Origin of the sequence: Wolbachia endosymbiont (group A) of Scambus nigricans (assembly GCF_947251485.1) — a bacterium.
In the GTDB taxonomy this organism is placed as follows: domain Bacteria; phylum Pseudomonadota; class Alphaproteobacteria; order Rickettsiales; family Anaplasmataceae; genus Wolbachia; species Wolbachia pipientis.
Map to the genome: position 1 here is coordinate 930,134 of NZ_OX366356.1, position 14,567 is coordinate 944,700.

A 14,567-nucleotide genomic window follows, 5' to 3' on the forward strand; every position below is an offset into this window, starting at 1 on the left:
TGTGGACCTCGGTTCAATCATTGAAAAATGGTATGAGTGGCTGAGGTGTAACAGATCTTATTCACCAAACACTTTAGAGTCATACATGAGGGACTTGAAGGATCTTATAAGTTTCCTAAATACTCACATTGGTGGAGAAGTAAATGTTGGTACTCTGAAAAATTTAAGCATACCTGAGTTAAGAAGTTGGCTTACCTCTCGTTACGCAAGAGGTGTGAATGCAAGATCTAACACTCGAGCACTCTCAGTAATCAGAAATTTCTTCAAGTACATAAAAAATAACCACAATATAGACAATGAAGCTGTATTTTCCTTATCAAGGCCAATTCAGAGAAGAACTCTGCCCAAAGCATTATCAATACCTAATATAAAAACTTTATTGAAAGAAATGAAACTATCCGACCTGGGCGAACCTTGGGTGATAAAAAGAGAAATTGCAATTACCGTCCTGCTATATGGTACAGGCTTAAGAATCAGTGAAGCGTTGAACCTTAGGGTTAGTGATATTAACAATGAAAGTTTAATAGTAACAGGTAAGGGAGATAAACAAAGGCAGGTATTCATTCTTCCGGTAGTAAAAAAATGTATACAGGAATATGTAAAAGCCTGTCCTTATCTTGGCATTAATGATGAAGCACAATATCTTTTTTTGGGAGTAAGAGGAAAAAAATTGGGAAGAACTTATGTGGCCAATCGTTTGCAAAAAATAAGGAGAATGTTAAATTTACCAGAAATTTTATCTCCACATGCATTTCGCCATAGTTTTGCTACTCATTTGCTTCAGGAAGATATTGACATAAGATCAATACAACAACTGCTTGGTCACTCAAGCCTGGAAACCACTCAAATTTACACTCACCTCAATTATCAAGATGTTTTTAACATGTACAAAAATTTTCAGCAGGGCCTGGAGAAGAAATCAAAACTTTAACTTCGTTCTAAACCACCAAGCTGAGTGCTTTCAACATCACTAAGTATTGTGTTTGCTTTATATAAATTACAACATCCTAATAAAAAAAAGCCAGTGCAACTGCTGTAAAGAAAGCACTTATTATCCCTGGATAATCTTCTATTACTAAACATGCAACAACAGTATAACCTTTCTTATAATAGTCCGAATGCGATAAGATATGTGTTTATGGCTATAGCAGGCCAGTAGCATATTACGGTCTGTTCGGATTATTGTAAAAAGAGCTATAAATACTCCAAGCAATATAAAACATGCAGAAGCGTAGTTGCTTAGTTTTCTACCAGAAGAAATTGCTTGCGAGGATTTTTCGTTTTTATTACTACGGAGCAGTCTATTTTCTGATAAAAGCCTATCTCTTTCTTCCCTTACTTGTTTCAAATCTCTTTTTAATCGTGAAATTTCGACAGTGTCGCTTGCTCTTCCACACACAATTCTATTAAGTCGAGTTATAGCTCTTTTTACAATAATCCGAACAGACCGTAATATGCTACTGGCCTGCTATAGCCATAAACACATATCTTATCGCATTCGGACTATTATAAGAAAGGCTATACTTCACTATTTAGATCATTGATTTTTGTTTTTTGAGCCGATTTTTCCTGCCTTAAATCTTCTTCTAACTGTGAAATTTTGTCAATGCCTCTCGTTCTTTCGCGTACGACCCTATCCAGCTCTCGTTCTTTTTCTATGAGTTGAGCTTTCGTTCTTTCAAGTTCACCTTTAAGTTCTTGTATAACTTGCTCAGAACCTACCGGTATATCATTCGTACTTGCCAAAGGTTGTAATGTATTTGCAGGAAATTTTTCATTTAGATAATTTACAATAGACTCGATTGGATTATTAACATTTCTCCATGCAGCAATAATAATTGCATAATTCATGAAGTCATTATCTTCTACTAATTTTTTTACATCATCTAAATCTTTTTTATTAATAGTACCGGTTAATCGCTCTGTGATAGCTTGTTCAATTGTTTGCTTTAATTGTGCATACTGCTCGTAACTAAAATCTAGGTCTTTATGTTTTAAAAGTTTTGTCAATACTTCTTTTTCATCTTCTGTTATCGTTCGTAAACATAATCGAATAATTAAGCTAAGTGGTGTTTTTATTCTTCCATCTTGGGTTCTTCTCCAGCAATTAGGATGAAGCTCTTGATTCAACAGTGTTTTCGCTTGGCAAATATTTCCGCTAGAAAGAGCAGCTAATAATTCTTTTCCTTTCTGTGCTTTTTGTATTTCTATTATCAAATGCCCAGCACGATTTTGTCTAGCACATTCCTCAGGATTTTGATAGTTTTTATTGGTTAGATAAGTGTTTATGTTTGGATGACTTAGTAAGAGTTGTAAAGTTTTCTTTTGTTGAAAGCACATTGCTAGATGCAAAACTGTATTGTTATTATTTTGTTCAGAAATATTAACATCTATGCTCCGGTGCAGTAGGAGCAACCTAATCATATTCTGATATTCTTTTTCTGTTTCAGAGCCTGCAGACAAATTAGTAACTATGGACATCAAAGGTGTCATGCCTTCTTTATCAAACGCATTAACATCCGCACCCTCTGCCAGAGCTTCTTTAAAATCTTCTAGGTTTCCATCATTAATAGCCTTAAATAGCTGTTTTGTTGATTCACTTAGCTGTCTTGAAGTTGTCGGATTTCGAGCTTGCGATGCCGTGTTATCACCACCTCCATAAGCTCTATAATATGCTACACCGTTTCTATAAGGGATACTAAACCCTCTTTATTAATGATTTACTAATATAATTATGTAAAAGAAAAGGAAAATTGCAAGCAATTTATCTAAAATCCTAGAATTAACTACGACTCCAAAAACTTTTCTGCATCAAGCGCAGCCATGCATCCTGTTCCTGCTGCAACTACTGCTTGACGATATACCTTATCTTGAACATCACCTGCAGCAAACACTCCTGCCCTACTAGTTAAAGTTGTTCCAGGTTTTGTAATGATGTAACCCTGCTCATCCATTTCAACAAAGCCTTTAAAAATACCCGCATTTGGTGCATGCCCGATTGCAATGAACACTCCATCCACTTTTAATTCTTGGGTTTCTGCTGATTTAATCGCAATACCAGCAACCCTTTTTGGATTTTCTTCTCCAAGAATCTGCTCTACGGTATGGTTCCACATTACTTTTATTTTATCATTTTTAAAGAGCCTATCTTGCATTACTTTTTCCGCTCTTAATTTATCACGCCTGTGTATTAATATCACTTCTTTAGCAAACCGAGTTAAAAATATTGCTTCTTCAACAGCAGTGTTTCCACCACCAATCACAGCTACAACTTTATTCCTAAAAAATGCACCATCGCAAGTCGCACAAGCTGAAACCCCATAACCCTGAAATTTCTTTTCACTTTCTAAACCAAGCCACTTCGCTTGCGCACCAGATGCAATGATAATTGCATCTGAATAGTAGTCATTGATATTACCAGAAGATCTAAATCTATACTCATTAAAGTCCTCAAGTTGTTCAACGCTTTTTATCTCATCATCTATTATTTTTGCTCCAACCTTTTCTGCATGCAACCTCATTTGCTCCATTAGTTCTGGACCCTGTATTGAAACAAAACCAGGATAGTTTTCAACATCTGTAGTAATTGTAAGCTGACCACCAGGCTGCATTCCCGTTACTACAATTGGCTCTAAGTTTGCACGTGCTGCATATATAGCGGCAGCATAACCCGCTGCCCCAGATCCAATAATAAGAACTTTTGTACTAAATTTATAATTCTTCACTGTATGAGTTTAGATAATCAGCTACTCCTTCATCGCTTGCATGCATTGCTGGCTTACCTTTCTTCCACCCTGCTGGACATACTTCACCATGCTCCTCATTATGTTTAATTGCATCAACGATTCTAACGAATTCATCGATATTACGCCCTAAAGGCAAATCATTTATCGATTGATGACGTACAATAAATTTATCATCAATAACGAAAGTTGCTCTCAGCGCAATTGAGTCATCATATAAGACCCCATAGTCTCTTGATATAGACTTTTTGATATCAGACACTAAAGTGTAGCTAATCTCTCCAATACCACCATCATTAACTGGAGTGTTTCGCCATTTATAATGTGAAAATTTTGAATCTACACTTATTCCTATCACTTCAACACCACGCTTTGCAAACTCATTTATTCTATTATTGAGCGATATCAATTCAGTTGGGCAAACAAAAGTAAAATCAAGTGGATAGAAAAAAAGGACAGCATACTTATTTTTTATGCGCTTACTCAGACAGAAATCATCAACAATTTCTCCGTCAGAGAGAACAGATGAAGCAGTAAAATCGATAGCAGATTTTGTTACAAGATTCATAATTAACCTATTCTTTTAAAATAACTTTAATTTTACATCTTGATAAACTTATATGCAAGTTTTCTTTGGTTTTAGTCCTATAAAAACTTCCTAAAATAGCTCTTCTTTTTTACCGATAAGATACAATCCAGGTTGGAATACTGAGTTGGTGAGTATAAAATTCTACGTCATGCCACCGCGAACCGTCATACCGCCACGGTATCTCAGCCGCTCACAAGTAGCGGGATGACGGTTGTCGTTTAGCTATAAATGTTAAAAAATTTGCCAAACGAAAAAAAAGGCAAAAGAAGCCCCGTGGTTGGCTAATTACTTACATTATACTTTCAAGTATGGCGTTTTTTTATTCTAAACGTTTAATAACCGCGATTCAGTTGCTTTTAAGCCGCAACTAATCTAAATTATAAACATCAAGAAATTTACTAAACAGAAAAAAAGGCAAAAGAAACCCTAGGGTAGCTAATTACTCACTATCCATTTTTTAAGTTGGCGTTTTTTTATGTTTTAAATAGCGCATTTTAGCTTATATTAGGTAAAAACCTAGAAGTTTTATAAAGACATAAGGTGCACATAGTGCAAAAAATTAAACATGAGACGCCAGATACGTGAGTTTTTTTGTCATTTAATCTGTACAGATAAGATAAATAAATAGCTTCAGTTTCATGATAAGGGAGTTGGCGGAGTTTGTCAAGTAAGCTTTTCGCTTCTGCGGGCTACTTGAATAACGGCTACAATGTTCATACAGCTATGTACATAGCTGGAACCCAAAAAAAGAACCAAGTAGCCTTGGCTACTTGGATGACAAAAGGTAATACAAGAAGTCTATTGGCTCTCGTATATCTTAGTGAAACTTAACAAGTTTATCTATAGTTTTAGTGATGATTCTTGGAGTATCCGGAGAAACTGCTGAGCTCAGCCTATTTAACCGCTCTACAGCGAACTCGCTATTCTCATTTGCTATGAAATCACATAAAATATTTTCTATATCCTTAGTAACACTTTCATGCTTTCTCAGAGGATGATTATGTGGATACCTACTGATGGTTTTGATACTGGAATACTCAACAAAAGCTTGATCCTTAAAAGCAAGTTGTCTCAATTTCTCTTTGAATTTTCCTTCTTCCTCTTTTGCTAAAAGGCGAGACTTTATCAGTGATTTTATAATCAAATTTATAGCTTGATGTATTTCAGAATGCACTATAACTTTAATGGTATTTTCTTCTACTATACAATCATAAATATTTTTTTCGCTCTGTAACGACTCTATTAATTTCTTGCTACTTTGTGAATTCAATTCCAAATTTTCCTCACTCATAGGAGTTATTATGAAGGTGTTCTTACTCACTCTGATGTTAAATTGTGGAGAGCCTTCAGAAAAGGAAAATGCTACATCCTTAAATTCAAGTGCATGATTGTATGCAGCAAAAAGGGTGTGTGCTATAACACTGCTGGGCACCTTCATTCCATGTTTACTCAGGTGGTTCAATACATTTTCAACCTCATGATATGTAAAGTCTGTATCTTTTAGCAATTCAACAACTTCTATGCCGTTGTGTTGTTTATACTCTATTCTCACTTCTTCTGTAAAAAGTGTTTTAGCTGCTATATGTTTATCAAGCACTGTGAAAATCTTGATGAAATTCTCTAAATCTTGTTTGTTAACTAATTCGATACTAATTAAGTTTCTGCTAATAATTGAAATATTTTTTGTCATTTTTTCCCACTAAAAAAACTCACTGAATGAATTGTATTTTTAATTCATTAAGAATTGTTTAAAGTGAGCATACTAGTTTTCATTTACGTATTACACGACAAAACAAGATAAAAAGTTACATAAAATCATCATGTGGTATAACACACTCTCCACATTCATCATTGCTGTTTGTGTAGGTTGTGACATCAGTGTGATTGTCATTATTATTTAGCATATCATCCAACTTTCCTTCTTTTTCAAGATCCATCAATTTGTCACACCCCCCAATGTGCTTATCGTTGATAAAAATCTGTGGAACTGTTCTAACGTTATACTTTGATTTTATGTCGTTAAATAGATCTGAGTTTTTGAGCACATCAATTTCTTCATACTTCACACCTTTTTTATCTAGTAAATCCTTTGCCCTTATGCAGTATGGACAGCCCTTCTTTAGATATATCACAACATTTTTCACAATTTATCTCCGTAGCTTACTAAAATATAGTTATTGTATATAAGAAACATGTAAAAACATCAAATTGTATGAAAATTATTTATAATTGTGAGCAAGGAATAGAAAATAATATAGCACTAACCTTCGGAAATTTCGATGGCATTCATTTAGGACACGAGTTTGCAATTTCTACTCTAAAGAAGGTAGCACAAGAAAGAGGATTACCCTCTGCAGTTTTAACTTTTGAGCCTCACCCATCAACTGTTTTATTTGGTAGAAACAATTTTAGGTTAATAGACCAAGAACAAAAAAAGGAACTAATCAGCAGCTATGGTATAGATTACTTATATATTATTAATTTTAATAGAGGTTTTTCTGAGGTTAGCTGCGATGACTTTATCAGTGAGATTTTAATAGATAAATATGGCGCTAAACACATAATTGTCGGAGAAAATTGCACTTTTGGTCATAAACGATTGGGTAATATATTAACTCTAGAGAAATATTCTGAAATATATGGATACTCTTTGACTAAATTAGAGCCATTAACAATTGACGGCAAAATTTGCTCTTCTTCAATAAGGGAGTATGTACAAAGGGGCGAAATAGAAATTGCTAATAAATTGCTCGGCAGGCCTTATCAAGTTTCTGGTGTTGTGACAAAAGGTGCATGTAGAGGTAGAGAAATAGGATTTCCAACCATAAATATTACTATAGAAGATTGCATGATAAAACCTAAGTTTGGCACATATTACGCTAGAGTGACTTTTCCTGATAGTAATCCAAATTGGTTATATGGAGTAGTCAATATTGGTATGAGACCTACTTTTAAGGATCTGAAAAAGCCTATAATAGAAATGCACATATTCGATTTTGATGAAGACGTATATAGTCATAAAGTCAATATACAACTTTTAAAATTCATAAGGTCAGAAAAAAAATTCCATAGTATTGAGGAGTTAACAAAACAGATAAATTATGATATACTTAAAGTTTATGGGTTAAAGGCAAATTTATGAAAAAGTTATGCTTAGTTGTTATATTAATCATAGTATTGATTGACCGAACGAGCAAATTGTACATAAACTCATTGATTGATGAAGGAGAATCAATTGAGATCGCTAGTTTTATAAAACTAGTTGAAGTTTGGAATTCAGGTATTAGTTTTGGAATGTGTAGCGCTTTACCACATGGCGGTTTCTTTTTTTCAGCATTTTCAATACTAATAATTGGTATACTTGCATATTTGATATACAAGTCTGACGATCAGTCAACTTACCTTGGTTTTTCTCTGATGATTGGTGGAGCAATCGGAAACGTAGTTGATAGGATCTATTGGGGAGCTGTATATGATTTCATATATTTTCATATTGATGATTGGTATTGGCCAGCCTTTAATTTAGCAGATTTATCTATAGTTTGTGGAATGTTTACATTGTTATATAAGTGGTATATATACGATATGCTTATTTCTAAACAAAATGAGGAATAAAATAATTGTTTTTATATTAGGTCGAAATAATGCTTCATAAGTTTTTTAGTTTTCTTATACTACCTGTACTTTTTTTTACTTACCCAATTTCTTCGAATGCTTTAAACATAGAGCACAACATAAAATATACTAAACTCAGTAACGGGCTAGATGTTTATGTTGTTTCTAATCATCGGATTCCAGCCGTTTTACATGCAGTAATATACAAAGTTGGGGGAATGGATGATCCAATCGGCAAAGCAGGATTGGCTCACTACTTTGAACATTTAATGTTTGAAACTACAGGGAAGTTCACAGATATAGAAGCCACTATGAGTAGCATTGGGGCTCAATTTAACGCATTTACCACTAAAGAATATACCTGTTATTTTGAGTTGATCCCCAAAAAAGATTTACCACTTGCAATGGAAGTTGAAGCAGATAGAATGGGCAGCTTTAATGTTACTCAAGACAAAATAGATAGAGAAAAAAACATCGTATTAGAAGAAAGAAAGATGAGATTTAATAACCAACCTCATAACTTGTTATGGGAAGAAATGGATAGTGCATTTTACCGTACTGGCTATGGTAGGTCTGTTATCGGCTGGGAGAGCGATATCAAAACTTACAATCAGGATGACATAGTGAGGTTTCACGATAGTTATTATCACCCTGGTAATGCAATATTGCTGATTGTGGGTGATGTGGAGTTTGATAAAGTAGTGAAATTAGCAGAAGAAAAATATGGCGAAATTAAAGCTAAGCCTGTAATGAGAAATTACCCAAATCAGGATCCAGTGCATAATGCAGGTCTATCGGTGACCTTAGAGAGTACTGAAGTAAAAGAATCAGTTTTATATTTTCGTTATCGTGTTCCCTTATTTGATCACATAAATGAAGCCTCTGCTGCTCATTTAGCGGTTGACATTTTAGGTGGCGGCAAATCCAGCAAACTGTATAAAGATTTGGTTTTAGATAAAGATGTCGCAGTATCAGTGTTTGCTTATTATAATAGCCTAGCTTTTAGTGATGGCTACATTGATATTATGATAATTCCAAAAAGTGGCGCTAATTTAGATATTGTTGAAAGAGAGTTAGATAATGCTATTAATGGCTTCGTATCTAAAGGGGTGACGAGCGAGGAATTACAAAGCTCAAAATATAGGTATAAGGCAGCACAGTTTGATAATCTATCTGACTTAACTCATATAGCGATGTTCTATGTGCCACACCTTGCACTTGGTATTCCACTTGATGAAATAGATATTTCATATAGCAAGATTAATGATGTCAATCTAGAGGATGTAAATAATAAAATCCGTGCTATTTTTTCTGCTAATAAGTTAATTGGTCGTTTATTACCAAAAGGAGATAATAATGAGAATAAGTAAAATTATATTTCTATTTTTTTTCTGTCTAGGCTTTAATTTACAAGCAAGTGGTAACCTAAATATAGAGGAGGTCACTACCCGTAAAGGATTTAAGTTTTTATTTGTAGAAAATCATGATTTGCCAAAAGTTTCACTAAATATATCGTTCAAGGATGCAGGTTATGTGTATGAGAATAAGGAAAAACAGGGGCTTGCTTGGTTTACTTCTCTTGTAATCCAAGAAGGGGCAGGAAAAAATGATGCCAAAGATTTTGCGAAAAAGCTTGAAGATAAAGGGATTAGTTTAAATTTTATTGCTGATTTAGAAGCATTTAGGGTTTCATTAAATACTTTGTCTGACAATCTAGAGGAAGCAATTTCATTACTGAGCGATACTATAATGCGTCCTAAAGTTGACCCTGAAGGGTTGAATAGAGTTTTCGAGAAAGCCAAAGTTGATTTTAATAATCTTGAAAAAAATCCTTATTTTGTTGCTGGAAAAGAATTAGATGCGTTATTGTTTAAAAAACATCCTTACTCAAAAAGTGTGTACGGTACTCTTGATACTATAATGAGCATTACTAGAGACGATGTTTTAACATACATAAAGCGTAATTTTGCTAAAGATAACACAGTTATCAGTGTTGCTGGTTGTACAAAAAAAGAAGAAATTATTACGCTATTAGATAAATATTTATCTAAATTGCCGTCAAAAAGATCAAAAGTTAGAAAAATACCTGTAAAAAATAATTTTGGTTCTGCAGAAAGTAAGAATATTTTTATGGATATACCACAGAGTGTGATACTTTTTGCTCAAAAAGGTATAGCTTATGAAGATCCTAATTATTATAACGCTGGTGTCTTAATTGATGCACTTGGTGGCATGAGGCTGAATTCAATATTAATGACAGAACTGAGGCAAAACTTGGGTATTACTTATGGTGTTTATGCAAGTATTATTTCCAATAAACATGGAAATATTATATCTGGATTTATAAGTACTGATAGTTCTACTGCTGGCAAAGCTATATCAGCAGTAAAAGATACATTTAGCAGAATAAAAAAGCAAGGAATTGACGAACAATTGTTCAAGGATGCAAAAATTGGCTTGGTAAATAATCTTGTCCTTTTCCTGTCCAATAACACAAATACAGCAACGCTGCTAGATAATATGCAGATAAATGATCGTGATGTTAACCGTATAAATAATTATGCGAATATCATTAATGATGTTAAATTAGAGGAAGTAAACGAACTGGCAAGTTCTTTACTGGAACCTGAAAATTTATTTTTTGTTGAAGTTGGAAAAAACGCTCAAGGTCAATAATTATTACAGTCATATATCTTCTGCTATTGACCTTACTGCTTCTACATAACACTTATGCTCCTCAGCTAGAATGCGTTCTGAAAGGCTTTGAACATCATCATTTGGTAGCACTGGCACAGCAACTTGAGCAATTACGGCTCCAGCATCAACTTCAGGAGTGACATAATGTACAGTACAACCTGTAATTTTTACACCTGCTTTTAGAGCTTGCTCTTGAGCGTTTAGACCTTTAAAAGACGGAAGTAAAGAGGGATGAATATTTATCACCTTGTTATGCCATTTACTCAGAAAATCAGCTTTGAGAATTCTCATAAATCCTGCAAGGCAAATTAAATCAACCTTCTGTTGAACAAGTATTTTGTGAATTTTATCAGCATCAAGTGGTTTATCTTTAACAATAAACGCTGGGATTCCTGCTTGCTCTGCTGTTTTCAGACCAGCAGCTTCGCTATTATTTGTGATAACACATGCAACTTCTGCGGGAAAATTCTGATCTTGACATGCTTCTATTAAGGCCTGCATATTCGATCCCCTACCTGAAATTAGTATTCCGAGTTTTATCTTTTTCATTATAGCACAGTTAGTTTATAATTTAGTTATAGCCTTTCTTATAATAGTCCGAATGCGATAAGATATGTGTTTATGGCTATAGCAGGCCAGTAGCATATTACGGTCTGTTCGGATTATTGTAAAAAGAGCTATAATACTAACAAAACAGCTCAAAAGGAAAACTTATTTTATAGCAAAGAAGGCAGACTAAACTCTTTATATAAGTGGACCTCTAATTTTGGACCTCACTGGATAACACAAAATAACGAATAGCCCCATGTACCCAGCTAAAACTAGCTTTAATGCTTAGATATTGTGCTATTTTTGTATAATATACCACTATAAGTATATATTTTTGTAATCGCGTTATTATTTATTTAACAAAGTATTAGTATAATTTATTACACTAGATTAAATGGAGAAAGTTCAATGAGTAAATTACCGAACAATGCAAAAATAGGTAAATCTCAGGTTACTCAGTGGGAGGTAATAAAAAATTGTGAATATGCTGATAATTGCTTGTCAAAAATAGTAACTTTGTACGTTATTAGAATAACTCAGCTATCAGATTTTTATACGAGTGACGAACCTGAAATTAACACTGTTTTAGCAAGAATAAGCGTGACAAGTGAAAATGTATTTTTAAACAAGGCTACTACTATTGAAGTTATGGAAGGTATTTTTCCGTATAAATTTAACAGCAAGAAGAGAAATAACATATTAAGGTTAGAAGATTTATATAATTATTTATGTTCTATTGTTAATAATAGCCTTCCAAAAGAAATGCTTGAAAGTCTTGTAAGGGAATATAAGGATGCTGTTAACTTATTTAAAGCAATTACTTAACTGAACGTAGTATTTTTAAGATTTTGTTTTCTATTTCAGAAATGCCGCTTTCAAGGTTTTTATCTATCAAGCATATGGTAGACAAATACGTTTTTTGCTTGCTTTCAACATTGATAGTTAAAGTTCCGGGAGTGATTGTGACTGAATTGGCAAATAACGCAATGCTTTCATCATTATGCCCTTTGCATTTCTTGAGAATAATAATCGGCTCAAGCTTAGATTTGAGTTGTAGCACCTTTTTTGTTACATAAACACTTGATAAAATGATTTGGTACATTAACCATGGTATATAACTTACTAACTTATAAAACGACAGTCTACTCGTACTATTTAAAATCTGGCTAAGAGCTCTTTCAGCGTTTATCAACCTTCTAAAGATAAACGATGTGAATATAGAGGAAAACACTCCACAAAAAATAAAAAACGGTTCAAAATAACCAGACAATACAGTCCATAGAACAAATAAAATTATAAACGACAGAGAAAAAAATTTGATTTCCTTCCTAAAGTTGAGGTTTTTCATAGTCTGTAATATAACTAAAATGACTCTTTAAGGAAAGATAATAACGAATATTTAGGTTCTTGACTTCTATGTTAAAATATATAACAACCAAGTTATATATTTTAAGTGAGGAAGTTATGGAATATGATAAATTTATGGAAATATTAAAAAAAATAAATGACCTTTCAGATTTGAGCAAGGACAATATAGTTGAAAAAATAAAAGCTAAGTTACAAGAAGAAGATCCAGATTTATGTCAAGAGTGGGAAAAGAGTAAACCTGACAATGATAGTGGATCTGGCATAAATTACATATTTACTATCTCTCGTGGTCAAAACTCTAAGGAAGTCAAATTGTTACATCTTGCTTCTTATTGGAACTGTGCAAATGTAGCAAAAGCTCTGATTGAAAACGGGGCAGATATTAATGCAGAACATGATAATAAAATTACTCCTTTACATATTGCTGCTCACTATGGCCACGAAGATGTAGTAACCATTCTAACTGGAAAAGGAGCAATTGTTGATGCAAAAAATGGTGATGGATGGACTTCTTTACATTTTGCTGTTGAAGAGAACCACGAAAATGTAGTAAACACTCTAATTGGAAAAGGAGCAAATGTTAATGCAGAAAATGATAAAGGATGGGCTCCTTTACATCTTGCTATTATAAATGGCCACAAAGAGATAGTACAAGTTCTATCAAAAGCAGAAGGAATCAACGTTGATGCAAAAAATAGTGATGGGTGGACTCCTTTACATCTTGCTGCTGCAAATGGCCGCGAAGATATAGTAGAAACTCTAATTGAAAAAGGAGCAGATGTTAATGCGAAAGATCATTATAAATGGACTCCTTTAACATTTGCTTCTCAAAAAGGCCATAAAGCGGTAAAAGAAGCTCTATTAAAGGCACAAGAGAACATCAAAGCTTTGCATTCAGCTGTTAAACATAATAATGAGGAGGAGGTGAAAAACCTATCAAATAAAGGAGTAAACGTTAATGAAAAAGATGATGATGGATGTACTCCTTTACATCTTGCTGCCAGAGAGAGCTGCGAAGATGTAGTAAAAACTCTCATTGCAAAAGGAGCAAATGTTAATGCAGAAGGTATTGTGGACGAGACTCCTTTACATCTTGCAGCCAGAGAGGGCCATAAAGATGTAGTAGACATTCTAATCAAAAAAGGAGCAAAGGTTAATGCAGAAAATGATGATAGATGTACTGCTTTACATCTTGCTGCTGAAAATAACCACATAGAGGTAGTAAAAATTCTAGTTGAGAAAGCAGATGTTAATATAAAGGATGCTGATAGATGGACTCCTTTGCATGTTGCTGCTGAAAATGGCCACGAAGATATAGTAAAAACTCTAATCGCAAAAGGAGCAAAGGTTAAGGCAAAAAATGGTGATAGACGTACTCCTTTACATCTTGCTGCTAAAAATGGCCACGGAGGTATAGTAAAAGTTCTGCTAGAAGCTGGAGCAGACCCTTCATTAAAAGATGTTGATGGAAAAACGCCAAGAGACCTCACTAAAGATCAAGGTATAATTCAGCTTTTAGAGGAAGCGGAAAAAAAGCAAACGTTAAAAAATGAGAATAAAAAAACGCCAAAGGATCTGACTGAAAATAAAGATGTAATGCAGCTTCCAGAGAAAAAGGAAGAAAAACAGGTTGGAAAAAATGCAATTGTGAAAGAAAAAGAACAATCTGCAAAAAATGCAATTGTAAAAGGTGTTATTGTGTGTTTTGTAACTGCAGTGATAGTTGGTGTTGCACTTGCATTTGCTACTGCCCTATCTGTACCAGCAATAATTGGACTAGCTGCAGGATCTGCGCTCATAGTTGGTGCTGGTCAATATATAATGTCAAAGCCTAAAACTGAAATGAAAGGAGTAAAGCAGGAACTTGTATCTGGAAAGGCAAAAGAAGTACTTACTTGATTTTTGTTATCCTGTTGCCATCAGACTAGCCTGGCACCTTATATTTATTGGGATAACTGTTTTATTATGAATTAAGTCAAAAACTCTGTAATATATTGAAGCTTAAA

At 33.9% G+C, this 14,567-nt stretch carries 17 protein-coding genes; 8 read left to right on the plus strand and 9 right to left on the minus strand.

The window, feature by feature from the left end:
- Position 1: 1 nt before the first annotated feature.
- Positions 2-931, plus strand: a complete 930-nt coding sequence (locus OPR46_RS05340; protein WP_265043164.1) for a tyrosine recombinase XerC — start codon at positions 2-4, stop codon at positions 929-931.
- A 144-nt stretch (positions 932-1,075) separates the two neighbouring features.
- Here the strand turns inward: OPR46_RS05340 and OPR46_RS05345 are convergent, their stop codons facing one another.
- Positions 1,076-1,348, minus strand: coding sequence for a hypothetical protein (locus tag OPR46_RS05345; protein WP_265043165.1), 273 nt, complete (start codon positions 1,346-1,348; stop codon positions 1,076-1,078).
- Between the two features lie 28 nt (positions 1,349-1,376).
- Between OPR46_RS05345 and OPR46_RS05350 the strand changes: the two genes are divergently transcribed.
- The gene (locus tag OPR46_RS05350; RefSeq protein WP_265043166.1) at positions 1,377-1,544 is read left to right on the plus strand and encodes a hypothetical protein; all 168 of its coding nucleotides are present in this window, start codon (positions 1,377-1,379) and stop codon (positions 1,542-1,544) included.
- On the opposite strand, the gene OPR46_RS05355 is transcribed toward OPR46_RS05350, so the two are convergent.
- The 5 genes from OPR46_RS05355 to grxC form a co-directional block, all read right to left on the minus strand.
- On the minus strand, positions 1,519-2,697 hold the full coding sequence (locus OPR46_RS05355; RefSeq protein ID WP_320109368.1) for an ankyrin repeat domain-containing protein: 1,179 nt from the start codon (positions 2,695-2,697) through the stop codon (positions 1,519-1,521). The two genes, OPR46_RS05350 and OPR46_RS05355, sit on opposite strands and share 26 nt — an antisense overlap.
- Positions 2,698-2,786: 89 nt before the next feature.
- Positions 2,787-3,725: a thioredoxin-disulfide reductase gene (gene trxB, locus OPR46_RS05360; RefSeq protein WP_174516028.1), complete on the minus strand. Its 939-nt coding sequence runs from the start codon at positions 3,723-3,725 to the stop codon at positions 2,787-2,789.
- Positions 3,712-4,311, minus strand: a complete 600-nt coding sequence (locus OPR46_RS05365) for a peroxiredoxin (RefSeq protein WP_265043167.1) — start codon at positions 4,309-4,311, stop codon at positions 3,712-3,714. Before OPR46_RS05365 ends, trxB begins: the two co-directional genes overlap by 14 nt.
- A gap of 838 nt (positions 4,312-5,149) precedes the next feature.
- Positions 5,150-6,022: a hypothetical protein gene (locus OPR46_RS05370; RefSeq protein WP_265043169.1), complete on the minus strand. Its 873-nt coding sequence runs from the start codon at positions 6,020-6,022 to the stop codon at positions 5,150-5,152.
- Positions 6,023-6,137: 115 nt separating this feature from the next.
- A complete protein-coding gene (gene grxC / locus OPR46_RS05375) occupies positions 6,138-6,476 on the minus strand; it encodes a glutaredoxin 3 (RefSeq protein ID WP_265043170.1) in 339 nt (112 codons plus the stop codon).
- Between the two features lie 68 nt (positions 6,477-6,544).
- Here grxC and ribF point away from each other — a divergent pair, with 68 nt between their 5' ends.
- Genes ribF through OPR46_RS05395 form a run of 4 tightly spaced genes read left to right on the plus strand, consistent with a single transcriptional unit; the run spans position 6,545 to position 10,623 of the window.
- A complete protein-coding gene (gene ribF / locus OPR46_RS05380) occupies positions 6,545-7,474 on the plus strand; it encodes a riboflavin biosynthesis protein RibF (RefSeq protein ID WP_265043172.1) in 930 nt (309 codons plus the stop codon).
- Positions 7,471-7,947: a signal peptidase II gene (lspA, locus tag OPR46_RS05385; protein WP_265043173.1), complete on the plus strand. Its 477-nt coding sequence runs from the start codon at positions 7,471-7,473 to the stop codon at positions 7,945-7,947. Before ribF ends, lspA begins: the two co-directional genes overlap by 4 nt.
- A gap of 29 nt (positions 7,948-7,976) precedes the next feature.
- Complete coding sequence (locus OPR46_RS05390; RefSeq protein ID WP_265043175.1) at positions 7,977-9,317, plus strand: M16 family metallopeptidase; 1,341 nt, start codon at positions 7,977-7,979, stop codon at positions 9,315-9,317.
- The gene (locus tag OPR46_RS05395) at positions 9,304-10,623 is read left to right on the plus strand and encodes a M16 family metallopeptidase (protein WP_265043176.1); all 1,320 of its coding nucleotides are present in this window, start codon (positions 9,304-9,306) and stop codon (positions 10,621-10,623) included. Before OPR46_RS05390 ends, OPR46_RS05395 begins: the two co-directional genes overlap by 14 nt.
- Positions 10,624-10,632: 9 nt before the next feature.
- On the opposite strand, the gene purN is transcribed toward OPR46_RS05395, so the two are convergent.
- Together purN and OPR46_RS05405 are read right to left on the minus strand one after the other, a co-directional pair.
- Positions 10,633-11,193, minus strand: a complete 561-nt coding sequence (gene purN / locus OPR46_RS05400; protein WP_265043177.1) for a phosphoribosylglycinamide formyltransferase — start codon at positions 11,191-11,193, stop codon at positions 10,633-10,635.
- Between the two features lie 15 nt (positions 11,194-11,208).
- Positions 11,209-11,346: a hypothetical protein gene (locus OPR46_RS05405; RefSeq protein WP_265043179.1), complete on the minus strand. Its 138-nt coding sequence runs from the start codon at positions 11,344-11,346 to the stop codon at positions 11,209-11,211.
- Positions 11,347-11,601: 255 nt separating this feature from the next.
- Here OPR46_RS05405 and OPR46_RS05410 point away from each other — a divergent pair, with 255 nt between their 5' ends.
- Entirely contained in the window at positions 11,602-12,018 is a 417-nt protein-coding gene (locus OPR46_RS05410) for a hypothetical protein (RefSeq protein WP_006279382.1), read from the plus strand.
- Here OPR46_RS05410 and OPR46_RS05415 read toward each other — a convergent pair.
- Complete coding sequence (locus tag OPR46_RS05415; RefSeq protein WP_265043180.1) at positions 12,011-12,541, minus strand: Na+/H+ antiporter subunit E; 531 nt, start codon at positions 12,539-12,541, stop codon at positions 12,011-12,013. The two genes, OPR46_RS05410 and OPR46_RS05415, sit on opposite strands and share 8 nt — an antisense overlap.
- A 68-nt stretch (positions 12,542-12,609) precedes the next feature.
- On the opposite strand from OPR46_RS05415, the gene OPR46_RS05420 reads away from it, so the two are divergent.
- Positions 12,610-14,460: an ankyrin repeat domain-containing protein gene (locus OPR46_RS05420; RefSeq protein ID WP_265043181.1), complete on the plus strand. Its 1,851-nt coding sequence runs from the start codon at positions 12,610-12,612 to the stop codon at positions 14,458-14,460.
- The last annotated feature ends 107 nt before the right edge of the window (positions 14,461-14,567 follow it).